General features: G+C 72.6%; 22 protein-coding genes. 21 read left to right on the top strand and 1 reads right to left on the bottom strand.

Annotated elements, in window-relative coordinates:
- Positions 1-306: 306 nt before the first annotated feature.
- Genes AC3WRM_RS03190 through AC3WRM_RS03180 form a run of 3 tightly spaced genes read left to right on the top strand, consistent with a single transcriptional unit; the run spans position 307 to position 2,919 of the window.
- A complete protein-coding gene (locus tag AC3WRM_RS03190; protein ID WP_492247169.1) occupies positions 307-1,593 on the top strand; it encodes an HNH endonuclease signature motif containing protein in 1,287 nt (428 codons plus the stop codon).
- A 46-nt stretch (positions 1,594-1,639) separates the two neighbouring features.
- Positions 1,640-2,386: a bifunctional 1-(5-phosphoribosyl)-5-((5-phosphoribosylamino)methylideneamino)imidazole-4-carboxamide isomerase/phosphoribosylanthranilate isomerase PriA gene (gene priA, locus AC3WRM_RS03185; protein ID WP_253024488.1), complete on the top strand. Its 747-nt coding sequence runs from the start codon at positions 1,640-1,642 to the stop codon at positions 2,384-2,386.
- Positions 2,387-2,388: 2 nt separating this feature from the next.
- Positions 2,389-2,919: a DUF1707 SHOCT-like domain-containing protein gene (locus tag AC3WRM_RS03180; RefSeq protein ID WP_370199415.1), complete on the top strand. Its 531-nt coding sequence runs from the start codon at positions 2,389-2,391 to the stop codon at positions 2,917-2,919.
- 2 nt (positions 2,920-2,921) lie between these two features.
- Here the strand turns inward: AC3WRM_RS03180 and AC3WRM_RS03175 are convergent, their stop codons facing one another.
- A complete protein-coding gene (locus AC3WRM_RS03175; protein ID WP_492247170.1) occupies positions 2,922-3,260 on the bottom strand; it encodes a hypothetical protein in 339 nt (112 codons plus the stop codon).
- A 32-nt stretch (positions 3,261-3,292) separates the two neighbouring features.
- Here AC3WRM_RS03175 and hisF point away from each other — a divergent pair, with 32 nt between their 5' ends.
- The 18 genes from hisF to AC3WRM_RS03085 all read left to right on the top strand — a co-directional run bounded on the left by hisF (position 3,293) and on the right by AC3WRM_RS03085 (position 23,907).
- Complete coding sequence (hisF, locus tag AC3WRM_RS03170; protein WP_492247171.1) at positions 3,293-4,069, top strand: imidazole glycerol phosphate synthase subunit HisF; 777 nt, start codon at positions 3,293-3,295, stop codon at positions 4,067-4,069.
- Positions 4,059-5,861, top strand: coding sequence for an ABC transporter ATP-binding protein (locus AC3WRM_RS03165; RefSeq protein ID WP_492247172.1), 1,803 nt, complete (start codon positions 4,059-4,061; stop codon positions 5,859-5,861). The genes hisF and AC3WRM_RS03165 overlap by 11 nt, the downstream gene beginning before the upstream one ends.
- Positions 5,858-7,672: an ABC transporter ATP-binding protein gene (locus AC3WRM_RS03160; RefSeq protein WP_492247173.1), complete on the top strand. Its 1,815-nt coding sequence runs from the start codon at positions 5,858-5,860 to the stop codon at positions 7,670-7,672. The genes AC3WRM_RS03165 and AC3WRM_RS03160 overlap by 4 nt, the downstream gene beginning before the upstream one ends.
- A gap of 20 nt (positions 7,673-7,692) precedes the next feature.
- Positions 7,693-8,031 carry a phosphoribosyl-AMP cyclohydrolase gene (gene hisI, locus AC3WRM_RS03155; RefSeq protein WP_202967660.1) on the top strand — a complete coding sequence of 113 codons (339 nt, stop codon included), beginning with the start codon at positions 7,693-7,695 and terminating at the stop codon, positions 8,029-8,031.
- The gene (locus tag AC3WRM_RS03150) at positions 8,028-8,615 is read left to right on the top strand and encodes a Trp biosynthesis-associated membrane protein (protein WP_492247174.1); all 588 of its coding nucleotides are present in this window, start codon (positions 8,028-8,030) and stop codon (positions 8,613-8,615) included. The genes hisI and AC3WRM_RS03150 overlap by 4 nt, the downstream gene beginning before the upstream one ends.
- Before the next feature lie 98 nt (positions 8,616-8,713).
- Positions 8,714-9,904, top strand: a complete 1,191-nt coding sequence (locus tag AC3WRM_RS03145) for a glycosyltransferase family 4 protein (RefSeq protein WP_492247175.1) — start codon at positions 8,714-8,716, stop codon at positions 9,902-9,904.
- Complete coding sequence (locus tag AC3WRM_RS03140) at positions 9,901-10,689, top strand: hypothetical protein (protein WP_492247176.1); 789 nt, start codon at positions 9,901-9,903, stop codon at positions 10,687-10,689. Before AC3WRM_RS03145 ends, AC3WRM_RS03140 begins: the two co-directional genes overlap by 4 nt.
- Positions 10,689-11,429 carry a sugar transferase gene (locus AC3WRM_RS03135; RefSeq protein WP_492247177.1) on the top strand — a complete coding sequence of 247 codons (741 nt, stop codon included), beginning with the start codon at positions 10,689-10,691 and terminating at the stop codon, positions 11,427-11,429. The genes AC3WRM_RS03140 and AC3WRM_RS03135 overlap by 1 nt, the downstream gene beginning before the upstream one ends.
- 39 nt (positions 11,430-11,468) lie before the next feature.
- Positions 11,469-11,714, top strand: coding sequence for an HGxxPAAW family protein (locus tag AC3WRM_RS03130; RefSeq protein ID WP_492247178.1), 246 nt, complete (start codon positions 11,469-11,471; stop codon positions 11,712-11,714).
- Positions 11,715-11,721: 7 nt separating this feature from the next.
- Complete coding sequence (locus tag AC3WRM_RS03125) at positions 11,722-12,378, top strand: RDD family protein (RefSeq protein ID WP_492247179.1); 657 nt, start codon at positions 11,722-11,724, stop codon at positions 12,376-12,378.
- A gap of 123 nt (positions 12,379-12,501) precedes the next feature.
- Complete coding sequence (locus AC3WRM_RS03120) at positions 12,502-12,987, top strand: hypothetical protein (RefSeq protein WP_492247180.1); 486 nt, start codon at positions 12,502-12,504, stop codon at positions 12,985-12,987.
- 143 nt (positions 12,988-13,130) lie between these two features.
- Positions 13,131-13,937 carry an indole-3-glycerol phosphate synthase TrpC gene (gene trpC, locus AC3WRM_RS03115; protein WP_492247181.1) on the top strand — a complete coding sequence of 269 codons (807 nt, stop codon included), beginning with the start codon at positions 13,131-13,133 and terminating at the stop codon, positions 13,935-13,937.
- An 86-nt stretch (positions 13,938-14,023) separates the two neighbouring features.
- Positions 14,024-15,253 (top strand): tryptophan synthase subunit beta, encoded by a 1,230-nt coding sequence (gene trpB / locus AC3WRM_RS03110; protein ID WP_067858163.1) that lies wholly within the window; start codon positions 14,024-14,026, stop codon positions 15,251-15,253.
- Positions 15,250-16,047, top strand: coding sequence for a tryptophan synthase subunit alpha (gene trpA, locus AC3WRM_RS03105; RefSeq protein WP_492247182.1), 798 nt, complete (start codon positions 15,250-15,252; stop codon positions 16,045-16,047). Before trpB ends, trpA begins: the two co-directional genes overlap by 4 nt.
- A complete protein-coding gene (lgt, locus tag AC3WRM_RS03100) occupies positions 16,044-16,907 on the top strand; it encodes a prolipoprotein diacylglyceryl transferase (RefSeq protein WP_492247183.1) in 864 nt (287 codons plus the stop codon). Before trpA ends, lgt begins: the two co-directional genes overlap by 4 nt.
- Positions 16,908-16,968: 61 nt before the next feature.
- Complete coding sequence (locus tag AC3WRM_RS03095) at positions 16,969-17,691, top strand: VIT1/CCC1 transporter family protein (protein ID WP_492247184.1); 723 nt, start codon at positions 16,969-16,971, stop codon at positions 17,689-17,691.
- Between the two features lie 185 nt (positions 17,692-17,876).
- Positions 17,877-22,445: a glutamate synthase large subunit gene (gene gltB, locus AC3WRM_RS03090; RefSeq protein WP_492247321.1), complete on the top strand. Its 4,569-nt coding sequence runs from the start codon at positions 17,877-17,879 to the stop codon at positions 22,443-22,445.
- Positions 22,438-23,907 (top strand): glutamate synthase subunit beta, encoded by a 1,470-nt coding sequence (locus AC3WRM_RS03085; RefSeq protein WP_492247185.1) that lies wholly within the window; start codon positions 22,438-22,440, stop codon positions 23,905-23,907. Before gltB ends, AC3WRM_RS03085 begins: the two co-directional genes overlap by 8 nt.
- Positions 23,908-24,095 lie beyond the last annotated feature (188 nt).

Here is a 24,095-nt window from a genome sequence, read left to right as displayed (position 1 = left end):
TGGAGCCGTCGCAGCGGAGGGCGTAGCCGCGACGGAGCGAGACCACCCGGCAACGGATCAGCGTGGACCGGCTCCCAGCGTCAGCCCAGAGTGGTCTCGATACACCTCTCCTCGCTGGCGCTCGTCGAGGCACTCGACCAGCGGAGGGTTCCGCTGGTCGAGTAGGCCGACCGGCGACGGAGGAGCTCGGTCGGACGTATCGAGACCACCCGGCAACAGTCCCGCGTGAATCAGCCGAGACCCCCGCGTCCACAGGGGTTTTCTGGGGTGGAGGGTGGTGTCGGAGGGGGTGCCTAGGTTGGAACTATGAACCCCACCGACACCCTCCTGGCCGACGCGATGACCGCGTCGCGTCGGGTGTGGGCGGCGGAGGCGGAGCAGGCTCGGGCGGTGCTGCGGTTCGTGGAGACCCGCCGCACCGACGCCCTCACCCAAGGATTGAGTGCCCGGCAGGTGGAGGACGCCCGTCAGGTCGCGATCCTCGAAGCCGCGGTCGAGCTCAACGTCGCCACCGCCCTGGTCGCGAACCTGGTCTCCGCGACCCGGACCCTCGTGATGGACCTGCCCACCGTGTGGGCTGCGCATCTGCGGGGTGAGGTCGACCGGGCCAAGGCGCGGGAGATCGCCTCGACCGCATGGAAGCTCCACGCGCCGGAGAACATCACCAGGCTGGACGAGACCGTGCTCGCCTACGCCACCACCCACACCCTGGGCCAGCTCAAGGGCTGGCTACGCAGGTTCCTGGTCCGGGTCGAACCCGACCACGCCACCGCCCGCCGCCAGGCTGCGCAGGAGGATCGCACCGTCACCATCACCGCGCTCGATGACGGGATGAGCCTGCTCCAGGCCCTCATCCCCACCGCTGACGCGGTGCTGATCGACCGTGACCTGACCCTCGCAGCGAAAGCCTCCCGCAGCCAGAGCCCCGACGACGACCGGACGTTGGCGCAGGCCCGCGCCGACGCCCTCACCGACACCCTCCTGCGCAAGGACGACACCGCGACCACGTCAGGGCGGGGCCGCTTCCACATCGGCATCACCGTCCCGCTCGCCACCCTGCTCGGTGTCTCGAGCGAGCCGGCTGTGTCGGCCGATGGGCAGCACGTCCTCGACCCCGCCCTGCTCGCCGAGCTCGCCACCCAAGAGGGGACCCTGTTCTCGCGGCTGTTGACCGACGAGAACGGCGGGATCCTCGACGTCACCGAGCTCGGCCGCTTCCCCACCCAGCCCCTCCGCCGGGCGCTCAACCTGGTGGACGGCACCTGCGACGTGCCCGGCTGCACCCGCCCCGCCATCGCCTGCGACCTCGACCACCAGATCCCCCACGACCCCGACCCACCACCCGGCCAACAGCGCGGACCCACCACCGCAAGCAACCTGCACCACCGGTGCCCACCCCACCACGGCCTCAAGACCCGAGGAGCCCTGTCGGTCACCCACGACGAGCACGGCAACGCCCACTGGCACCTACCCACCCGCACCATCCCCGCCCAGACCGCGTTCACCCGCGCCTGGAACCAGCGACCCCGCACCCTCCAGCTCGTCGAGATCCACCACACCCGCCCCGCACACATCGAGTACCGACCCCGATGACCCGGTGCGCGGCCGTGCGCGAGCGGGCGTCGATAGCATCGCCCGCGTGAGTGACTACCTGGAGCTGCTGCCCGCCGTCGACGTCAAGGGCGGCCAGGCCGTCCAGCTGGTGCAGGGGGTCGACGGCTCCGAGAAGCGGTTCGGCGACCCCGTCGAGGCCGCCCTGCGCTGGCAGTCCGCAGGCGCGGAGTGGATCCACCTCGTCGACCTCGACGCCGCGTTCGGCCACGGGCACAACCGCGACCTGCTCGCACGGATCGTCGGCACCCTCGACATCGACGTCGAGATGTCCGGCGGCATGCGCGACGACGAGTCGCTCGCGGCCGCCATGGAGGCCGGGTGCCGCCGGGTCAACATCGGCACCGCCGCCCTGGAGAACCCCGAGTGGTGCGCCAAGGTCATCGCCGAGTGGGGCGACCGGGTCGCCATCGGGCTCGACGTCCGCGGCACGACGCTCGCCGCGCGCGGCTGGACCCGCGACGGCGGCGACCTGTACGAGACGCTCGCCCGCCTCGACGCCGAGGGCTGCGCGCGCTACGTCGTCACCGACGTCAACAAGGACGGCATGCTGCAGGGACCGAACCTCGACCTGCTGCGCGACGTCTGCTCCCGCACCGACCGGCCCGTCGTCGCGTCCGGCGGCGTCACCACCCTCGCCGACATCGAGGCGCTCATGGGCCTCGTCGACATCGGCGTGGAGGGCGCCATCGCCGGCACCGCGCTGTACACCGGACAGTTCACGCTCGAGGACGCGCTCGCCCTGACCCGCGGCCAGGCCCGACCGGAGGCCTGACCGTGCCCGCGGGATCGGTGTGGGACCGCTTCGAGGCGGACCCGCGCGATCCCGCGCACACCACGCTGCGCGCCTCCGACGCCGACCGCGACGTCGTCCTCGGTGTGCTGCGCGACGCGTACGCCGCCGGGAAGGTCGACACCGCCGAGTACGAGCGCCGCGTCGACGCGGCCCTGGAGGTCGTCCGCCTCGGGCAGGTGCTGCCGCTGCTCGAGGACCTCGCCTCGACCCGGTCGCCGGCCCGACGGGCACGCCGCGCTCCCGAGGGGGCCTCCGTGCGCGAGGAGGCCCTGGCCACCTTCGAGCGCGACCTGCGCGACATGCGCACCGGCTGGATCGCACTGTCGGTCCTGCTCGTCGGCATCTGGGGCGCGACGTCGGTGGCAGCGGGGGAGCCGCTGTTCTTCTGGCCGGTGTTCCCCGTGCTGGCCGTCGGGGTCGGGTACCTGTCCCATCGGCTCAACCCCGAGAAGCACGTCGAGGAGATCGAGGAGAAGATCGCCCGCAGGCGCCGTCGACGCCGCGAGGACTGAGATCAGGCCAGGCGCGACACCAGGCCGACCAGCCCGGACACGGCGCCCACGAGCAGGGCGAGCAGGAGCAGCGCGAGGACGAGGCAGCCGACCCAGTCGCCGAACGACATCTCGTCGTCGTCGACCACCCCGGCGTTCGGCGGCGGCAGCGGGAACCGCTCCATGTACTCCGCGAGGTGCGCCTGGGAGCAGAACCGGAACGTGTCCTTCGCGGCGTCGACGAACCAGTCGTCGCCCCACTCGTCCTCGCAGATGCGGCGGTGGACGTTCACGACCATCGCGTCGTCGGACGTCACGTCGATCGTGCCGCGGCAGAGGAAGCACTGGTAGGTCGCAGGCACCGGCGAAGCATAGCCATCGGTAGGCTCGGCGGGTGAGCCTCGCCGTCCGTGTCATCCCCTGCCTCGACGTCGACGCCGGGCGCGTCGTGAAGGGCGTCAACTTCGTCGACCTGGTCGACGCCGGCGACCCGGTCGAGATGGCCCGCGTCTACGACGCCGAGGGCGCGGACGAGCTGACGTTCCTCGACATCACCGCCTCCAGCGGCGACCGTGCCACGACCTTCGACATCGTCGGCAGCACGGCCGAGCAGGTGTTCATCCCGCTGACCGTCGGGGGAGGGGTGCGCACCGTCGACGACGTCGACCGGCTGCTGCGCGCCGGCGCCGACAAGGTCGGGATCAACACGGCCGCCATCGCGCGACCGGAGGTGATCGCCGAGATCGCGCACCGCTTCGGCAACCAGGTGCTCGTGCTGAGCGTCGACGCGCGACGCAGCCCGACGAGCGGCGACGGTGCTCAACCGAGCGGCTACGAGGTGACCACGCACGGCGGTCGGCGCAGCGCGGGTCTCGACGCCGTGGAGTGGGTGCGTCATGCGGAGGAGCTGGGCGTCGGCGAGGTGCTGCTGAACTCCATGGACGCCGACGGGACGAAGGCCGGCTACGACCTGGAAATGATTCGGGCGGTCCGCAGCGTTACCCAGGTGCCACTGATCGCCAGTGGTGGCGCCGGACGGCTCGAGCACTTCGCTCCCGCGGTCGAGGCCGGTGCCGACGCCCTGCTCGCCGCGAGCGTGTTCCACTTCGGCGAGCTCACGATCGGACAGGTGAAGGACACCTTGCGAGCAGCTGGACACCGTGTCAGGTAGCGACCTCGGGTCGGCCCAGCAGGACCGGATGATGCGCCGGGGCTTCGGCCTCCTCGGGCGCGGCATCGTCGAGCAGAAGGCGCTGTTCACCGTCTCGGCGGTCGGGAGCGTCCTGTTCGGCGCGATGACCGTCGCCGACGCCTGGGTGCTCGGCTGGGCCACCGACCACGTCATCCGGCCCTCCTTCGCGCGGGGCGAGGTGGTCCAGGGGGCGCTGTGGACGGCCATCGGCCTGTTCCTGGCCGTCGCGACCCTGCGCGCCCTGGGCGTCATCGCCCGTCGGCTGATCGGCGGCATCGTCTACTACCGCCTCGTCGCCGCCTACCGCCGCAAGGTCACCCGCCAGTACCTCGCGCTGCCGATGTCGTGGCACCACCGCCACCCCACGGGGCAGCTGCTCTCCAACGCCAACGCCGACGTCGAGGCTGCCTGGGCGGTGTTCATGCCGCTGCCGATGGCGGTGGGCGTGGTCGCGATGCTCGCGGCCGCGCTCGTCGCGATGGTCGAGGCCGACTGGGTGCTGACCATCGTCGGCCTCGTCGTCTTCCCGGCCCTGTTCGGCATCAACGTCTTCTACCAGCGCTGGCTGTCGCCGCGCGTGGCCCGCGCGCAGGCGCTGCGCGGCGACCTCAGCGCGGTCGCGCACGAGTCCTTCGACGGCGCGCTGGTCGTCAAGTCGCTCGGCCGGGAGGCCGAGGAGACCGAGCGCTTCACACGGGCCACGCACGAGCTGCGCGACGCGAACATCGCGGTGGGGCGCATCCGCAGCGTCTTCGACCCGCTGCTGGAGGCGCTGCCGAACCTCGGCATCCTCCTCGTCCTGGTGCTCGGCGTCGGCCGGGTCGCCGGCGGCGCCGCCGAGCCGGGCGACGTCGTGCAGGTGGCCTACCTGTTCACGGTCGTCGCCTTCCCGGTGCGCGCGATCGGCTGGGTCCTCGGCGAGCTGCCGCGCAGCGTGGTCGGCTGGGACCGCGTCGACAACGTGCTGCAGGCGACCGGCTCCATGGCCTACGGCGACGGCACGGTCCCGGGCAGCGGCGCGGTCGACCTGCGCCTGCGCGGCGTGGCCCACCGCTTCGACGACGCCGAGCACGACGTGCTCCAGGGCGTCGACCTCCACGTGCCCCGAGGCAGCGTCACCGCGCTCGTCGGCGCGACGGGCAGCGGCAAGAGCACGCTCACGACCCTTCTGTCCCGGCTCGTCGACCCGCGCCGCGGCACCGTCGAGGTCGACGGTCTCGACCTGCGCACGCTCGACCACGGGGCTCTCACGGGCACCGTCGCGGTCGTCCCGCAGGGCACGTTCCTGTTCGACGACTCCGTCCGCGAGAACGTGACCCTCGGCCTCGACGTCCCCGACGAGGACGTGTGGGAGGCGTTGCGCACCGTGCAGGCCGACGGGTTCGTGGCACGTCTCGCCGCCGGGCTCGACACCCAGCTCGGCGAGCGTGGCACGACTCTGTCGGGCGGCCAGCGCCAGCGCCTCGCGCTCGCCCGCGCCCTGGTGCGCAGGCCCCGTCTGCTCGTCATGGACGACGCGACGAGCGCGGTCGACCCGGAGGTCGAGCAGCGGATCCTGCGGGCGCTCGCGGAGCGCACGTCCGACGGCAGCGGCCCGACCGTGCTGGTCGTCGCCTACCGCAAGGCCACCATCTCCCTTGCCGACGAGGTCGTGCTGCTCGACGGCGGCCGCGTGGTCGAGCGGGGGACCCACGAGGAGCTGCTGGAGAGGTCGAGCGTCTACCGCGACCTCGTCGACGCCTACGACCAGGCGAGGGAGGCGAGCGCGTGAGCAGCGACACCGCGCTTCCCGGTGTCACGCCGGTGCGTGCCACCGGCGCCCAGATCGTGCGCCGCGGGCTCGCGCTCTCGCCGGCCATCCGCGACGGCCTGTGGCTGACCCTCCTGCTGGCCGTGCTCAGCACCGTCGGCGGCTCCGTGGTGCCCGTCGTCATCCAGCGCACGATCGACTCCGGTCTCGGCGACGGCGGCACGACGTCGCTGTCCGCGATCGGGCCCTACCTCCTCGGGGCGCTCGTCCTCGTGCTGCTGACAGCCGTCGTCGCCTACTGGATGCGCGTGCGGCTGTTCGTCGCGAGCGAGCGCGGCCTGGCCGAGCTGCGGGTCACCGCGTTCCGGCACGTCCACGACCTGTCGATGCTCACGCAGAACGCCGAGCGGCGCGGCGCCCTCGTCTCGCGGGTCACGTCCGACGTCGACCAGGTGTCGCTGTTCCTGCAGTTCACCGGCATCACCATCGTCATCAGCATCGGCCAGATGCTGGTCGCGACGATCATCATGGCGTTCTACTCCTGGCAGCTCACGCTGGTCGTGTGGGTCTGCTTCCTGCCGCTCGTCGTGAGCCTGAAGTTCTTCGCCGGACGGCTGAGCCGCGCCTACGACACCGTCCGCCGGACGGTCGGCGAGATGCTGGCCGTCGTCGCCGAGCCGGTCGTGGGCGCGTCGGTCGTCAAGGCGCACGCCATCGAGGAGCGCACGCAGCAGCGCGTCGACGACGGCATCCAGCGCAACCTCGACGCCAACGTCCGCGCGCAGAGGCTGGTCGCCGTCACGTTCGCGTCGGCGGGGCTCGCCGGAGGCCTGGCGAACGCCGGCGCCATCGCGGCCGGTGTCGTGATCGGCGTGGCCGGCGGGCTGTCGATGGGCACCGTCATCGCCTTCGCCTTCCTCGTCGGGCTGCTCGTCGGGCCGGCGCAGATGGCCACCCAGGTGCTCACGGAGGCGCAGAACGCGATCGCGTCGTGGCGGCGCGTCATCGAGCTGCTCGACACGCCCGCCGACGTCGTCGACCCCGGCCCCGACGGGCTCGCGCTGCCCGACGAGGTGCTCGGTGCGCGGTTCGAGGGCGTCGGGTTCGCCTACCCCGGCGGCCCGGAGGTGCTCTCCGACGTCGACGTCGTGATCGAGCCGCGGCAGCGGATCGCCGTCGTGGGCGAGACGGGGTCGGGCAAGACGACGTTCGCGAAGCTGCTGACGCGCCTCATGGACCCCACCCGCGGCACCGTGCGGCTGGGCGACACCGACATCACGCAGGTCGCCTTCGACGACCTCCGCCGGCACGTGCTGATGGTGCCGCAGGAGGGCTTCCTGTTCGACGCCACGCTGCGGGAGAACCTGCGGTACGGCCGGCGGGACGCGTCCGACGAGGACCTCCTGGCGACGGTGGCCGACCTGGGGCTCACCGACTGGTTCGCGACCCTGCCGCGAGGCCTGGACACGCCGGTCGGCCAGCGGGGCGAGTCGCTGTCGGCGGGGGAGCGGCAGCTGGTGGCGCTGGTGCGCTCGGCGCTCGCCGACCCCGACTTCCTCGTGCTCGACGAGGCCACCAGCGCCGTCGACCCGCAGACCGAGCTGCGCGCCACGCGCGCCCTGGAGACGCTGCTCGACGGGCGCACGAGCGTCACCATCGCGCACCGTCTGACCACCGCCGAGAACGCCGACCGGGTGCTCGTGTTCGACGCCGGCCGGCTGGTGGAGGACGGGTCGCACGCCGAGCTCGTCGAGGCCGGCGGCGTGTACGCCCGCCTGCACGCCAGCTGGGTGGCACAGGCGTCGCTGGGCATCGCGCCGGTCGCCGACTGACCCTCTGGGAGGATGGACCCGTGAGCTCCCTCGACCCTGCCGTCGCCGCACGGCTGAAGCGCGATCCTGCCGGCCTCGTGCCGGCCGTCGTCCAGGACGCCGGCACGCACGCCGTCCTGATGGTCGGCTGGATGGACGACGAGGCGCTGCACCGCACGCTCACCACCGGCCGCGGGACCTACTGGAGCCGCAGCCGCCAGGAGTACTGGGTGAAGGGCGAGACCTCCGGCCACGTCCAGCACGTGCGCGAGGTCCGGCTCGACTGCGACGGCGACACGCTGCTCGTGGTCGTCGACCAGGAAGGTCCCGCCTGCCACACCGGTGCCACCACCTGCTTCGACGCGGACCGGCTGCTGTGACCTCACCCGCTGCCGCGCCCACCCGCGGCCGTCGGCTGTACGCCCCGTCGGTGCTCGGCCTGCTGGTCGCGGGCGGCGTCGCCTGGGTCGCCCTCGGGCGCACGTGGGCCAGCACCCGGCTCGCGCCGCAGGGCCTCCCGCCCGCCGACGTGGTGGTCACGGGTCGCGACGTCGCGCCGCTGGCCGCCGCGCTGGCCGTCGTCGTCGTCACCGCGGCGCTCGCCGTGCTCGCGACGCGCGGCCGGGGGCGGTGGGTCGTGGGCGTGCTGGTCGTGCTCCTGGGCGTCGGCGGGGCGGTCCTCAGCGTGCTCGGCGGCACGGGCGACGGCTCGCGCGACGCCCTCGTGGCCGCGGCGGAGCAGTCGCCCGCGTTCACCGGCGGGGGCCTCGGCCGCGTCGCGACGTCGCCGTGGCCGTTCGTCGCGGCCGGCGGCTTCGCGGTCGCGGCGCTGCTCGGCGCCGTGGTGGTGCGGCACGGACGCGCCTGGCCCGGGATGAGCGGACGCTACGACGCGCCGTCGCGCCGCCCGGTCGTCGAGGACCCCTGGAAGGCGCTCGACGAGGGACGCGACCCGACCGTGTGACGAAAGTCCCTCCACGAGCCGTCGCGGACGTAACCCCGGGTGCCGCGCCTCGTTGACCCGTGCGACACCGAGAAGCGGTGACCACGAGTGGAGGTCGAATGCGCGTCCTCGTGCACGACTACAGCGGGCACCCGTTCCAGGCCCAGCTCAGCCGCGAGCTCGCCCGGCGCGGGCACGACGTGACGCACTCCACCTGCAACGCCTACGTCTCCGGCAAGGGCCGCCTGGAGGCGCAGCCCGGCGAGACGATCCGCTTCGAGACCGTCGGCGACGGCATCGTCTTCGACAAGGGTCGCTTCGTGCAGCGGCTGCTGCTGGAGGTGCGCCTCGGTGTCGAGCTCGTGCGCCACGTGCGCCGCGTCCGCCCCGACGTCGCGCTCATGTCGAACGTGCAGATCCCGACGCTCGTCGTCTTCGCCGCCGCCATGGCGCTGTTCCGCCAGCCCTGGGTGCTATGGCACCAGGACGTCTACTCCGTGGCCGTCCGGTCCTTCGCGGGCGCCAAGCTGTCGCGCTCCTTCCGTGCCGTCGCGCTCGCGTTCGACCTGGCGGAGCGCTGGACGTCGCGGCGTGCCAGCCAGGTGGTCGTCATCGCCGACTCCTTCGTCCCGGTGCACGAGCGGTGGGGCACGGCGGACAAGACGACCGTCATCGCCAACTGGGCCCCGCTCGATGAGATCGTGCCCGTCCAGCGCAAGAACGACTGGGCCGTGGAGCACGAGCTCGACGACGTCCAGACCCTCCTGTACTCCGGGACCCTCGGCCTCAAGCACGACCCGGCCCTGCTCGTGCGGCTGACGGCCGCCGTGCGCGAGCTCGGTCGTCCCGTGCGGCTCGTCGTCGTGAACGAGGGCCCCGCGGCCGACGTGATCCGCGCCGAGGCCGACCGCCTCGACGTCCCGCTCACCCTGCTGCCCTTCCAGCCCTACGAGCGTCTCCCCGAGGTGCTCGGCAGCGGCGACGTCCTCGTCGTGCTGCTCGACCAGCAGGCCGGGGCGTTCTCGGTGCCGTCCAAGACGCTGTCGTACCTGTGCGCCGGCCGCCCCGTCGTCGGCCTGATGCCGGAGGAGAACGCCGCCTCCGACCTGGTCGAGCGCGCCGGGGGCCACGTCGGCCGCCCCGAGGCGGCCTCGCTGCCCGCGGCGGCGGACTGGGTCGACGCCCTGCTCGGCGACGACGAGCGACGCGACGCGGTGCGTGCCCAGGCGCGCGAGCTCGCCGAGCAGGAGTTCTCCCTGGCGGGCTGCGCCGACCGGTTCGAGGCCGTCCTGCAGCGAGCTGCGCGATGACCGCCACCTCCAGCAGTGCCGCCCTGCGAACGGACGCCTCTCCCGACCTCCCCGACACCGACCCCGGCACCGACCTCGCCAGCACCGTGCCGCTGGTGCTCGTCGGCCCACGCACGCGGGTCGGCCGCAGCCTGCTGGCCCTCCGCGAGGGACCCGTGCTCGCCGTCTCGCGCGACGCCGCCGACACGGCGGCACTCCAGGGCGCCGACGTGCTGGACGTCGCCGGTGACGACGTCGACGCGCGGCTGGCCGGCGCGCCCGCCGTCGACGTCGCGGTGTGCGCGCTGGGCCCGGTGCACCCGGGCGTCCCCGACCACGACCGCGACGTCGCGGGCCTGCGTCGCGACCTCGGCCTTCTGCGGCGGGTGCTCGGCGCCGCCGACGGACGCCCCGTCCGCATCGTCCTCGTGTCCTCGGTGGTCGCCCTGGCTCCCACGCCCGACCGGCGCTACTACGGCGGCGCGAAGAGCCTCGTCGAGCAGCTGCTCCTCGAGCTCGTCGCCGCGCACCCGCACGCCCGCCTCGACGTGCTCTACCCCGGGCGGCTCCTGGCCGTGGGGGAGCGCACGCGACCCTGGCACCGGCTGCACGCGCGGTTCGACCGCGTCGCGGCCCTCGTCGAGCAGGCCCTGCGGTCGTCGCAGCCGGTCGGCCGCCGTCGCGTCGTCGGCCTCGACGCCCGCCTGTGGCTGCTGGTGCGGTCACTCTCCCTCGTCGTCCAGGCCGTCCGGCCCGGACGCGTCGATCCGTCCCCCGAGCTCGTCGACCAGAAGGTGGCCCCCTGATGTGGAAGAAGCGCGCACTCGACCTGTTCCTCACTGTCGCCGGCGCGATCGTCTGGGTGCCGGTGGTCCTCACCGTCGCGGCCGGCATCCTGCTCGCGGAGGGGCGTCCGGTGTTCTACCGCTCCCGCCGTCGGGTCAGCAGCGACGAGGTCGTGCTGCTCACCAAGTTCCGCACGATGGTGCGCAACGCCGACAAGCTCGTGAACCGTGACACCGTCCCGGTCGACGACACCACCCGCTTCCTCAACATCCCCGCGGACTCGCCGCTGTACACCCGCATCGGCCGGTTCGTGGAGCGCTTCGCGCTCACCGAGCTGCCGCAGCTGTGGCACGTGGTGCGCGGTGACATGAGCGTGGTCGGCAACCGCCCGCTCCCGCAGAACGTCATCGACTGCCTGCGCGAGGAGTTCCCGCAGGTCTCCGAGCGCTTCCTCACCCGCGCGGGGCTGACCGGGCCGGCGCAGCTGGTCGGTCGCGAGGCGCTCGGCGACGCGGAGCGCCTCGACCTCGAGGCTGCCTACTGCCGCGCCTGCCTCAACGGCTACCAGGCGCGTCTCGACGTCGTCATCCTCGCCGCCACGATCCTCGGCGTGCTGGGCATCGGCCGTGACCGCGACGCCCGCGCCGTGCACGCGCTCATCGCCCGCCACTCCGGCCGCTCGCGCTCCTACGCGCTCGCGCCGGCCGGCTCGGCACGCTCCGCGGGAGGTCGCGCCAGGGGCGCCGCCGCCCCCCGGTAGGCTGTCGGAGTCGTCCCCCTCGCAGGAGAAGAGAGCTGCATGTCGCACGGATCGTCGCCCGCGTCCTGGACCGCCGTCCTGGTCTGCCTCGCCGGCTTCACCATCGGCGGGATCGCTCTGATCCCCGAGCCGCACTGGGTGCCCTTCACGATCGGCGCTGCGCTCGCCGTGCTCGCCGGACCCCTCGGCCTGGTGATGTCGCGCATGGGCTTCGGCGCCGAGCGTGCCGCCGGCCACGGTGCGACGGCGCAGGGTGTCGACGAGCACCGCGGCGTCACGGACTGACCACGACGTGAGCAGCGACGGGCCCGCCTGGGGCGAGCGGCCCGAGCCGGACGAGCCGCCGCCGGCCGCGGCCCCTGCTCCGCGGTACCCCACGTACCCGGGCCAGGCGCCCGAGGCCACTGCCCGTGGCGGGCAGCAGCACGCGGCCCCCGTCCCGTCCGGTCCGTCCCCGGCCCTGCCGATCGCCCCGCCGGTGGCACCGGTGGCCGAGCCAGCCGGGTGGTGGATCCGGGTGGCCGCGGCGTTCGTGGACTTCCTCGTCCCGTTCGCCCTCACGTGCGTGCCCTTCGTCGCGGGGTTCGTGGTCGCCTTCTCGGGCTCGCGGTACGACGAGGCCACCGAGACCTTCACCGACGTCGAGCCGGGCGGCTTCGTGATCACCGGGCTCGCCGTCGTCGCGTTCCTCGCCCTCGACGCCTGGAACCGGGGCCTGCGGGTGGGGTACCGCGGCGAGAGCCTCGGCAAGCAGCTCGTCGGGGTGCGCATCGTGCGCCGCGACGGCACCGTCACCGGAGCCCTCGAGGGCTTCTTCCGGTGGATGATCAGCCTGTTCCTGCAGTGGACGTTCGTCGGCCTGCTCGTCGACCTGCTGTGGCCGCTGGGCAACGATGCGAAGCAGACGATCCACGACCTCGCCGTCGGCACCTTCCCGATCCGGACCTGACCGGCGGGGGACACCCGACACGTCGACGCGCCACGCACGGCTCGGCTGGACGGGGCCGTCCCGACCACGCTTGGATGGGTGCAGAGCCGGGGCAGCACCCGGCCCGACCGGAGGAAGATATCCATGGAGCCGTTCCCCGCCAGTCCCGAGCCGGAGTACCGACCCGAGGGCAAGGGCCCGCGTCCGGCGTCGGTCGCCACCGCCGTCAAGCTCATCTGGGCCAACGTGGCCCTCAGCGTCGTGACGGCCGCGCTGTCCTTCGCCTTCCTGGACGACATCATCGACCAGGTCGTCGCGAACGCCCCGGCCGGTTCGACCATCGACCGTGACACCGCGCGGGTCTCCGCGATCGGCGCGGTCCTCTTCTCGATCGTCCTCGGCGTGGCCTTCGCCGCCCTGTTCGCCTACTTCATCGGCAAGGGGGCCAACTGGGCGCGCATCGTCTACACGGTCCTCATCGTCATCGGCGTGATCGGGTCGCTGACGAGCCTCGGCAACCAGCCGCCCGTCCTGCTGGTGCTGTCGCTCGTCAGCCTCGCGATCGGCATCGCCATCGTCGTGTTCCTCTACCGCCCCGACTCGAACGAGTACTTCAAGAAGAAGGCCTGAGCCGGACGCTCACCGCCCCGGTCCGACCCTGCGCGGTCGGACCGGGGCGGTCATGCGTGCGGACCCCAGGACCCAGGGCCGCCGACCGCCCGCAGCGCGGGTACCCTCGGTGCAGCAGCTCGAACCCTGACGAGGAGGTGGCCATGACGGTGCTCGACGACATCCTCGCGGGCGTCGCGGAGGACCGCGCCGCCCGACAGGCGACCTGCTCCCTCGAGGACCTCAAGGAGCAGGCGCGGCTGCAGCCGCCCGCCCTCGACCCGATGCCGACGTTCCGCGCCGACGGCGTGAGCGTGATCGCCGAGGTCAAGCGGGCGAGCCCCAGCAAGGGCGCCCTGGCGGCGATCAAGGACCCCGCGGGCCTGGCCCGCGACTACGCGGCCGGCGGTGCCGCCACGATCAGCGTGCTCACCGAGCGTCGTCGCTTCGACGGCAGCCTCGACGACCTGCGCGCCGTCCGCGCGCAGGTCGACGTGCCGGTGCTGCGCAAGGACTTCATCACGACCTCCTACGAGCTCTGGGAGGCGCGTGCGGCCGGCGCCGACATGGCGCTGCTCATCGTCGCGGCGCTCGACCAGGAGGCGCTCGTCAGCCTCATCGAGCGCGCCCGGTCGATCGGCCTCACCCCGCTCGTGGAGGTCCACGACGAGGACGAGGTCGACCGCGCCCTCGACGCCGGCGCCGAGCTGATCGGCGTCAACGCCCGCGACCTGAAGACGCTCGAGGTCAAGCGCGACACCTTCGAGCGGCTCGCGCCGCGCATCCCCGACGGCGTCGTCCGGGTGGCCGAGTCCGGCGTCCGCGGCCCGCACGACGTGCTGGAGTACGCGCGCGCCGGGGCCCACGTCGTGCTCGTCGGCGAGACGCTCGTCCGCGGTGACGACCCGCGCGCCAGCGTGGCCGACCTGGTCGCGGCCGGGGCCCACCCCGCGCTGCAGCAGAGGCCCTGACGTGGTCGCCACGGCCCCGCGGCGATGGTGACGGTCGCGCCCGCCCCACCGACCCCTCTGCACCCCGCCACGCCAGGGAGACACCCATGACCGTCTACGCCCAGCCGGACGCCACCGGCCACTTCGGCCGCTTCGGCGGCCGCTTCATGCCCGAGGCGCTCGTCGCCCCGCTCGACGAGCTCGCGGAGGCCTGGGCCGACGCACAGGCCGACCCGTCCTTCCTCGGCGAGCTCGACCGCATGTTCCGCGAGTACGCGAACGTGCCCAGCCCGCTCTACGACGCGACCCGGTTCTCCGAGGCGGTCGGCGCGCGCGTGCTGCTCAAGCGCGAGGACCTGAACCACACCGGCGCGCACAAGATCCGCAACGTGCTCGGCCAGGCGCTGCTCGCCAAGCGCATCGGCAAGCCCCGGGCCATCGCCGAGACCGGCGCCGGGCAGCACGGCGTCGCCTCGGCCACCGCGTGCGCGTACCTCGACCTCGACTGCACCGTCTACATGGGCGAGGTCGACACCGAGCGCCAGGCGCTCAACGTCGCGCGCATGAAGATGCTCGGCGCGGAGGTCGTGCCGGTCACCACCGGCAGCCGCACGCTGAAGGACGCCATCAACGAGGCGCTGCGCGACTGGGTGGCCAGCGTCGACCACACCTCCTACCTGTTCGGCACCGCCGCGGGTCCGCACCCGTTCCCGACGATGGTGCGCGACCTCACGCGCGGCATCGGCGACGAGGCCCGTCGCCAGGTGCTCGAGCTGACCGGCAGCCTGCCCGACGCCGCCGTCGCCTGCGTGGGCGGCGGGTCCAACGCCATCGGGCTGTTCACCGCGTTCATCGACGACGCCGACGTGCAGCTGCTCGGCGTGGAGGCCGGGGGCGACGGCTACGAGACGGGTCGGCACGCGTCGCCCATCACCGCGGGCGAGGTCGGTGTGCTGCACGGAGCCCGCTCCTACCTCCTCCAGGACGAGGACGGCCAGACCATGGAGTCGCACTCCATCTCCGCCGGGCTCGACTACCCCGGCGTCGGCCCGGAGCACTCCTACCTCGCGTCGATCGGTCGGGCCCGGTACGTGCCCGCCACCGACGCGCAGGCGATGTCGGCGTTCGACCTCCTCTGCAAGACGGAGGGCATCATCCCGGCGATCGAGTCGGCGCACGCGCTGGCCGGTGCCGTGGAGCTCGCGAAGGAGCTCGGCCCCGACGCCACGATCCTCGTCAACCTGTCCGGCCGCGGCGACAAGGACGTGCACACCGCGGCCGAGTACTTCGGCCTGATCGACGGCCCGGTCGTGCTCGAGGAAGGCGTCGAGGAGTGAGCAGCAGCATCGACGCGCTCTTCGAGCGCACCCGCGCCGAGGGGCGCGCCGCGCTCGTCGGCTACCTGCCCGCGGGCTTCCCCGACGTCGAGACGTCCGTCGCGGCCCTCACCGCGATGATCGAGGGCGGCTGCGACCTCGTCGAGATCGGACTGCCGTACAGCGACCCGGTCATGGACGGCCCCACCATCCAGGAGGCCGCCGAGACGGCCCTCGCCCACGGGTTCCGCACGAGCCACACGTTCGACGTCGTGCGTCGGGTCGCCGACGCCGGCGCACCCGTCGTCGTCATGACCTACTGGAACCCGGTCGAGCGCTACGGCGTCGACCGCTTCGCCGCCGACCTCGCCGAGGCCGGGGGAGCGGGGCTCATCACGCCCGACCTCATCCCCGACGAGGCCCAGGAGTGGGAGGAGGCGTCGCGCGCGCACGGGCTCGACCGCACGTACCTCGTCGCGCCGTCCTCGACCGACCGCCGGCTCGCGATGACCGCCGACGCCGCGAGCGGGTTCATCTACGCGACGGCCGTCATGGGCGTCACGGGAGCCCGGCAGGAGACCAGCTCGCTGGCCCCCGAGCTCGTCGCCCGGCTGCGGAAGGTGACCGACAAGCCCGTCGGCGTCGGTCTCGGTGTCAGCAACGGTGCCCAGGCGCACGAGATCGCCCAGTACGCCGACGCCGTCATCGTCGGGTCCGCGTTCGTGCGCCGTCTGCTCGACGCGCCCGACACGGCCGGCGGTGTCGAGTCGGTCCGTGAGCTCGCCCGCGAGCTGCGAGAAGGAGTCGTCCGATGAGCCTGGTGACGAGCGCCGGTCTGGCCATCTACATCCCCAGCCCCTCCACGGGCGTCTGGCACCTCGGGCCCTTCCCGCTGCGGGCCTACGCGCTCGGCATCATCGTCGGCGCGCTGCTCGCGATCTGGATCGGCGAGCGACGTTTCGTCGCCCGCGGCGGACGCGAGGGACTCATCAGCGACGTCGCCATCTGGGCGATCCCGTTCGGCATCGTCGGGGCGCGGATCTACCACGTCGCCACCGACCCCGAGCTCTACTTCGGCGAGGGCCGGCGCGCGATCGAGGCGCTCTACATCTGGAACGGCGGGCTCGGCATCTGGGGCGCCATCGCCGGTGGCGCCGTGGGCGCGTACATCGCCTGCCGCCGCCACGACGTCTCGTTCCTGGCCGTCGCCGACGCCCTCGCCCCCGGGCTGCTCGTCGCGCAGGCCGTGGGTCGCATCGGCAACTACTTCAACTCCGAGCTGTTCGGTCGCCCCACCGACCTGCCCTGGGCGCTCGAGATCGCCCCCCAGCACCGTCCGGCCGGGTACGAGCAGTTCGCGACGTTCCACCCGACGTTCCTCTACGAGCTGCTCTGGAACCTGGCTGCCGCGGCGCTGCTCGTGCTGCTCGACCGTCGGCTGCGGTTCACGGGCGGTCGGGCGTTCGCGCTCTACGTCATGCTCTACACCGCGGGCCGGTTCTGGATCGAGCAGCTGCGCATCGACACCGCCAACCACGTCCTCGGCGTCCGGCTGAACGTGTTCACCGCCGTCATCGTCTTCGTGGCGGCCCTGGCGTACTTCCTGTGGAGCCGGCGTCGCGACCGCGGCGCCCAGGACGGCACGCCCGCCGACGAGGACGCCACCGCGTCCTGAGCACGGGCAGGGCAGCCTGCGCTGCCGTGACAGGACCGTGATCCCGGCCTAGGTTCGTGCCGTGAGCACCCCTGAGCCGCTGCCCGACCCGGGCGCCGTCACCCACGAGCACCCCGACGTCACCGGAGGCTGGCTGCGACCGGCCGTCTTCGGTGCCATGGACGGCCTCGTCTCCAACTTCGCGCTCATCATGGGCGTCACCGGCGGCAGCAGCGACCGCACGCCGGTGATCGTCGCCGGCCTGGCCGGACTCGCCGCCGGAGCCTTCTCCATGGCGGCGGGGGAGTACACGTCCGTCGCCAGCCAGCGCGAGCTCGCGCAGGCCCAGGTGGCCATCGAGCGCGACGAGATCGTGCGCAACGGCCCGGCCGAGCAGGCCGAGCTCGCCGCCGCGTTCGTCGCCAAGGGCATCGACGAGGACACCGCCCGCGACGTGGCGCAGCAGGTGCACCGCGACCTCGACCACGCCGTCGCGGTGCACGCGGCCGAGGAGATGGGCATCGACCCCGACGACCTCCCGTCGCCCGTCGTCGCCGCGGTGTCGTCGTTCCTCGCGTTCACGGCCGGCGCCGTCGTGCCCCTGCTGCCGCTCGTGCTGGGCGCCACGTCGTCGGTGCCGACGATCGTGCTCTCGCTCCTGGCGCTCTTCGCGTGCGGCGCCGTCGTCACGCGCGTCACCAGCAGGCCGTGGTGGTACGGCGGTCTGCGTCAGCTCGTCCTGGGCGGCGCGGCCGCCGGCGTCACGTACCTCATCGGCCACGCGGTGGGCACCGGCGTCGGCTGACCCTCCGCACGCACGCCTGCTGCACAGGGTCGCCTTCCTCGTCGCCCGGCGGCCGAGCCCTGTACAGTGGGGATGCTGTCCTGGGCCAACGTCGTCCCAGGGTCGGACCGCCCCCGCGGTGGTCCAGCACCCGATCATGATGACGCGAGAAGGGACTCTCGGTGAGCGCATCCACCCCTCCTGAGCTGCAGCGGACGACCGGCCCGAAGTTCTCGGCCCTCCCGGCCGCGCAGGGCCTCTACGACCCGATGCACGAGCGCGACGCCTGTGGCGTGGCGTTCGTCGCGACCCTCTCGGGCGTGCCGAGCAACGAGATCGTCCAGCACGGTCTCACCGCGCTGCGCAACCTCGACCACCGCGGCGCCGTCGGCGCCGAGGAGAACACCGGCGACGGCGCCGGGATCCTGCTGCAGGTCCCCGACCGGTTCGTCCGCGGCGTCGCGCAGGAGCAGGGCTTCGACCTGCCGGAGGCCGGCAGCTACGCGGTCGGCCTGGCGTTCCTCCCGGCCGAGCCCGACGCGGCCGCCGGGGCCAAGCAGCGGGTCGAGGCCATCGCGGCCGAGGAGTCGCTGACCGTCCTCGGCTGGCGGCCCGTGCCCGTCCAGCCCGACATCCTCGGCTCCATGGCCCGTGGCGCGATGCCGTCGTTCGAGCTGCTCTACGTCGAGTCGGCCGGCCAGCCCCGCACCGGCCTCGAGCTCGACCGGCTCGCGTTCTGCCTGCGCAAGCGCGCCGAGCACGAGACCGGCGTGTACTTCCCGTCGCTGTCGGCTCGTACGCTCGTCTACAAGGGCATGCTCACGACCGAGCAGCTCGACGCGTTCTTCCCCGACCTGCTCGACGTGCGCATGGAGTCGGCCCTGGCGATCGTGCACAGCCGCTTCTCGACCAACACGTTCCCCAGCTGGCCGCTCGCGCACCCCTTCCGGTTCGTCGCGCACAACGGTGAGATCAACACCGCGCGCGGCAACCGCAACTGGATGCGCGCCCGTGAGGCGACCCTCGAGAGCGAGCTGATCCCCGGCGACCTCTCGCGCCTGTACCCCATCTGCGACCCCGAGGGCAGCGACACCGCCTCGCTCGACGAGGTGCTCGAGCTGCTGCACCTCGGCGGCCGCGAGCTGCCGCACGCCGTGATGATGATGATCCCCGAGGCGTGGGAGAACAACGACGTCATGGACCCCGCCCGCCGGGCGTTCTACGAGTTCCACTCCTCGATCATGGAGCCCTGGGACGGACCCGCCTGCGTGTGCTTCACCGACGGCACCCAGATCGGCGCGGTCCTCGACCGCAACGGCCTGCGCCCCGGTCGCTTCTGGATCACCGACGACGGCCTCGTCGTGCTCGCGTCCGAGGCCGGCGTGCTCGACCTCGACCCCGCCACGATCACCCGCAAGGGCCGTCTCGAGCCGGGCAGGATGTTCCTGCTCGACCTCGACGAGCACCGCGTCGTCGAGGACGAGGAGATCAAGTCGCGGCTCGCCAACGAGCACCCCTACGACGAGTGGCTCTACTCCGGTCTCGTCCGCTTCGAGGACCTGCCCGACCTGGAGCACATCATCCACACTCACGCGTCCGTGACGCGTCGTCAGCAGGTCTTCGGCTACAGCGAGGAGGACCTGCGGATCCTGCTCGCCCCGCTGGCCCGCACCGGCGCGGAGGCGATCGGCTCTATGGGCACCGACACGCCCATCGCCGCCATCTCCGAGCGCCCGCGCATGCTGTTCGACTACTTCAGCCAGCTGTTCGCGCAGGTCACCAACCCGCCGCTCGACGCGATCCGCGAGGAGGTCGTCACGTCCCTCGCGGGCACGATGGGCCCGGAGGCGAACCTGCTCGAGCCGAGCCCGGCCTCCTGCCGCATGCTGCAGCTGCCGTTCCCGGTGATCGACAACGACGAGCTCGCCAAGATCCGGCACATGAACAAGGACGGCGACATGCCGGGGTTCAGCGTGCACGTGGTCCGCGGCCTCTACGACGTCAACGGCGGCGGTGCGGCGCTCAAGGCGAAGCTCGACGAGATCTGCGCCGACGTGTCGCGTGCGGTCGCCGACGGCGCCCGCATCATCGTGCTCTCGGACCGGCACTCCGACTCCGAGCGCGCGCCGATCCCGTCGCTGCTGCTCACGGCCGCCGTGCACCATCACATGGTGCGCGAGAAGCTGCGCTCGCAGGCCGGTCTGCTCGTCGAGACCGGCGACGTGCGCGAGGTGCACCACGTCGCGCTCCTCATCGGCTACGGCGCGACGGCCGTCAACCCCTACCTGGCGCTGGAGTCGGCCGAGGACCTCGCCCGCGAGGCGAACTTCGTGCGCGACGTCAAGCCGGAGCAGGCCGTGCGCAACGTCGTCTACGGCCTCGGCAAGGGCGTCCTCAAGGTCATGAGCAAGATCGGCGTCTCGACCGTCGCGTCGTACACCGGTGCGCAGATCTTCGAGTGCGTCGGTCTGTCGCACGAGGTGGTCGACGCCTACTTCACGGGCACGTCGAGCAAGCTCGGCGGCATCGGCCTCGACGTCATCGCCGACGAGGTCGCGTCGCGGCACGCCCGCGCGTACCCGACCCAGGGCATCGTCGGTCGCCGTCGCGTCCTCGAGGTGGGCGGCGAGTACCAGTGGCGTCGCGAGGGGCCGGAGCACCTGTTCGACCCCGAGACGGTGTTCCGCCTGCAGCACTCCACCCGCTCGGGCCGCTACGACATCTTCAAGAAGTACACCGAGCGCGTCGACGAGCAGTCCGAGCGGCTCATGACGCTGCGCGGCCTGTTCACCTTCAAGGCGGGCGTGCGCCCGCCCGTGCCGATCGAGGAGGTGGAGCCGGTCAGCGAGATCGTCAAGCGGTTCTCTACCGGCGCGATGAGCTACGGCTCCATCAGCCAGGAGGCGCACGAGACCCTCGCCATCGCGATGAACCGCCTCGGTGGCAAGTCCAACACCGGCGAGGGCGGCGAGGACCCCGAGCGGCTCTACGACCCGGAGCGTCGCTCGTCGATCAAGCAGGTCGCGTCGGGACGCTTCGGCGTCACGAGCGAGTACCTGTCGAACGCCGACGACATCCAGATCAAGATGGCGCAGGGCGCGAAGCCCGGCGAGGGCGGCCAGCTGCCCGGACCCAAGGTGTACCCGTGGGTGGCCAAGACGCGTCACTCGACGCCGGGCGTGGGCCTCATCTCGCCGCCGCCGCACCACGACATCTACTCGATCGAGGACCTCAAGCAGCTCATCCACGACCTGAAGAACGCCAACCCGTCGGCCCGCGTGCACGTCAAGCTGGTCTCCGAGGTCGGCGTCGGCACGGTCGCGGCGGGCGTCTCGAAGGCCAAGGCCGACGTCGTGCTGATCTCGGGCCACGACGGCGGGACGGGTGCGTCGCCCCTGACGTCGCTCAAGCACGCCGGCGGCCCCTGGGAGCTCGGCCTGGCCGAGACCCAGCAGACCCTGCTCGTCAACGGGCTGCGCGACCGCATCGTCGTGCAGTGCGACGGCCAGCTCAAGACCGGGCGCGACGTCGTCGTGGCGGCGCTGCTCGGGGCCGAGGAGTTCGGGTTCGCGACCGCACCGCTGGTCGTCAGCGGCTGCATCATGATGCGCGTCTGCCACCTCGACACCTGCCCGGTCGGCGTCGCGACCCAGAACCGTCAGCTGCGCGAGAAGTTCTCGGGCAAGGCGGAGTACGTCGTGAACTTCTTCGAGTTCCTGGCGCAGGAGGTGCGCGAGTACCTCGCGGAGCTGGGCTTCCGCTCGATCGACGAGGCCGTCGGCCACGCCGAGGTGCTCGACGTCCGCCAGGCCGTCGACCACTGGAAGGCCCAGCACCTCGACCTGTCGCCCATCCTCTACGTGCCCGAGCTGCCCGAGGGCGCGTCGCTGCGCAACACCACCGGCCAGGAGCACGGTCTCGACGTGGCGCTCGACGCGGAGCTCATCCGCATCAGCGCCGACGCGCTCGAGCGGGGCGAGCCGGTGCGGGCCCAGCTGCCCATCCGCAACGTCAACCGCACGGTCGGCACCATGCTCGGCCACGAGCTGACGAAGCGTTACCGCGGCGAGGGCCTGCCGGAGAACACCATCGACCTGACCTTCCTCGGGTCGGCGGGCCAGTCCTTCGGCGCGTTCGTGCCGCGCGGCATCACGCTGCGGCTCGAGGGCGACGGCAACGACTACGTCGGCAAGGGCCTCTCGGGCGGACGGCTCGTCGTCCGACCCCCGCGCGACGCGACGTTCGCGGCGGAGGCGCAGATCGTGGCCGGCAACGTCATCGGCTTCGGCGCGACGAGCGGCGAGATCTTCCTGCGCGGCAAGGTCGGCGAGCGGTTCTGCGTGCGCAACTCCGGTGCGTCGGCCGTCGTCGAGGGCGTGGGCGACCACGCGCTCGAGTACATGACCGGAGGCACCGTGGTGATCCTCGGACCGACCGGTCGCAACGTCGCGGCCGGCATGAGCGGTGGTCAGGCCTACGTCCTGGACCTCGACCACTCCCTCGTCAACCCCGACATGGTCGCGCTGAACGGCGTCGAGGCAGGGTCGGAGGCGGCCGAGGCGCTGCACGCCCTGGTGGTCAAGCACCACGAGGAGACGGGATCGGCCGTGGCCGAGCAGCTGCTCGGCGCGTGGGAGCAGTCGCTCGCCCGCTTCACCGAGGTCATGCCCGTCAACTACCGCAAGGTGCTCGACGCCAAGGCCGAGGCCGAGGCCGAGGGCCTGTCCGAGGACGACACGACCGCACGCATGATGGAGGTGGCCGCACGTGGCTGATCCCCGAGGTTTCATCACGACCCCCCGCCAGGTGGCCCCGCGCCGCCCCGTCGAGGAGCGGGTGAACGACTGGAACGAGGTCTACCCCGGTGGGCCCGGCAAGGCGCTGCTCCCGATCATCACGGAGCAGGCCGGACGCTGCATGGACTGCGGCATCCCGTTCTGCCACCAGGGCTGCCCGCTCGGCAACCTGATCCCGGAGTGGAACGACCTGGTCTGGCGCGACGACTGGATCGAGGCGATCGACCGGCTGCACGCGACCAACAACTTCCCGGAGTTCACGGGCCGGCTCTGCCCGGCACCGTGCGAGACGGCCTGCGTCGTCGGGATCAACCGGGAGCCGGTCACGATCAAGAACGTCGAGGTCTCGATCATCGACCGCGCGTGGGAGTGGCGGAACGTGCGCCCCGAGCCGCCGGAGTACCTGACCGGCAAGACGGTCGCGGTCGTCGGCTCCGGGCCCGCAGGTCTCGCCGTCGCGCAGCAGCTGACCCGCGCCGGTCACACGGTCGCGGTGTACGAGCGCGACGACAAGGCGGGCGGCCTGCTCCGGTACGGCATCCCGGAGTTCAAGATGGAGAAGGTGCACGTCGACCGCCGCATCGAGCAGATGCAGCGCGAGGGCACCGTGTTCCGCACCGGAGTGCAGGTGGGCGACACGCTCACCGGCAGCCAGCTGCGCGACCGCTACGACGCCGTCGTGCTCGCCATCGGCTCGACCGTGCGCCGCGACCTCCCCGCCCCGGGACGTGAGCTCGCCGGCATCCACCAGGCCATGGAGTTCCTGCCCCAGGCCAACCGCGTCGCGGTCGGCGAGGAGGTGGAGGGACAGATCCTCGCCACCGACAAGGACGTCGTCATCATCGGTGGCGGCGACACCGGCGCGGACTGCCTCGGCACCTCGATCCGCCAGGGCGCACGCTCGGTCACCAGCCTGGAGATCATGCCGCAGCCCGGCGAGGACCGGCCCGAGACGCAGCCGTGGCCGACGTACCCGATGGTCTACCGCGTCGCGTCGGCGCACGAGGAGGGCGGCGACCGCAAGTACGCCGTCTCGACCAAGGAGTTCGTGGGCGACGACGACGGCCACGTCGCCGGTCTGCGGATCGTCGAGGTGGAGATGAAGGACGGTCGCTTCGAGGAGGTGCCCGGCTCCGAGCAGGTCATCCCCGCGCAGCTCGTCCTGTTCGCGATGGGCTTCACCGGCCCCCAGCGCGAGGGCCTCGTCGAGCAGCTCGGCGTCGACCTCGACGAGCGCGGCAACATCGTGCGCGACCGCGACTTCATGTCGTCCGTGCCGGGCGTGTTCGTGGCCGGCGACGCCGGTCGTGGCCAGTCGCTCATCGTCTGGGCCATCGCCGAGGGGCGTTCCGCCGCTGCCGGGGTCGACGCCTACCTGACGGGTGGGCGCAGCCCGCTGCCGCGGCCGATCAAGCCGAACGACCGTCCGCTGATGGTCTGAGCGACGCGTGGTGCCGGCGACCCAGGTCGTCGCACGCAGGGGCCGGGAGCGGGTGCTCCCGGCCCCTCCGTCGTTCCGGCCCTGGAGGGCCCGCGTGCGGGGCCTCCGGGGTCGGGTGAACTCTCAGCGTCTTTTGTTGCGCGGAACGACAAAGTGACTCGCCGGTACACCCCGCGGTCGATAGGGTC

It is taken from the genome of Aeromicrobium sp. EU05-FHT14F07, assembly GCF_058790455.1.
Note: the sequence above shows the minus strand (reverse complement) of the source record. Positions and strands in the feature narration are given on the sequence as shown.

What these genes read in the sequence shown, in the direction of transcription:
- AC3WRM_RS03120 (WP_492247180.1), top strand. Translation starts at nt 12,502, where the DNA reads ATGGAGCCGTTCCCCGCCAGTCCCGAGCCGGAGTACCGACCCGAGGGC.
- AC3WRM_RS03130 (WP_492247178.1), top strand. Translation starts at nt 11,469, where the DNA reads ATGTCGCACGGATCGTCGCCCGCGTCCTGGACCGCCGTCCTGGTCTGC.
- trpC (WP_492247181.1), top strand. Translation starts at nt 13,131, where the DNA reads ATGACGGTGCTCGACGACATCCTCGCGGGCGTCGCGGAGGACCGCGCC.
- trpB (WP_067858163.1), top strand. Translation starts at nt 14,024, where the DNA reads ATGACCGTCTACGCCCAGCCGGACGCCACCGGCCACTTCGGCCGCTTC.
- AC3WRM_RS03190 (WP_492247169.1), top strand. Translation starts at nt 307, where the DNA reads ATGAACCCCACCGACACCCTCCTGGCCGACGCGATGACCGCGTCGCGT.
- AC3WRM_RS03145 (WP_492247175.1), top strand. Translation starts at nt 8,714, where the DNA reads ATGCGCGTCCTCGTGCACGACTACAGCGGGCACCCGTTCCAGGCCCAG.
- AC3WRM_RS03135 (WP_492247177.1), top strand. Translation starts at nt 10,689, where the DNA reads ATGTGGAAGAAGCGCGCACTCGACCTGTTCCTCACTGTCGCCGGCGCG.
- lgt (WP_492247183.1), top strand. Translation starts at nt 16,044, where the DNA reads ATGAGCCTGGTGACGAGCGCCGGTCTGGCCATCTACATCCCCAGCCCC.
- AC3WRM_RS03140 (WP_492247176.1), top strand. Translation starts at nt 9,901, where the DNA reads ATGACCGCCACCTCCAGCAGTGCCGCCCTGCGAACGGACGCCTCTCCC.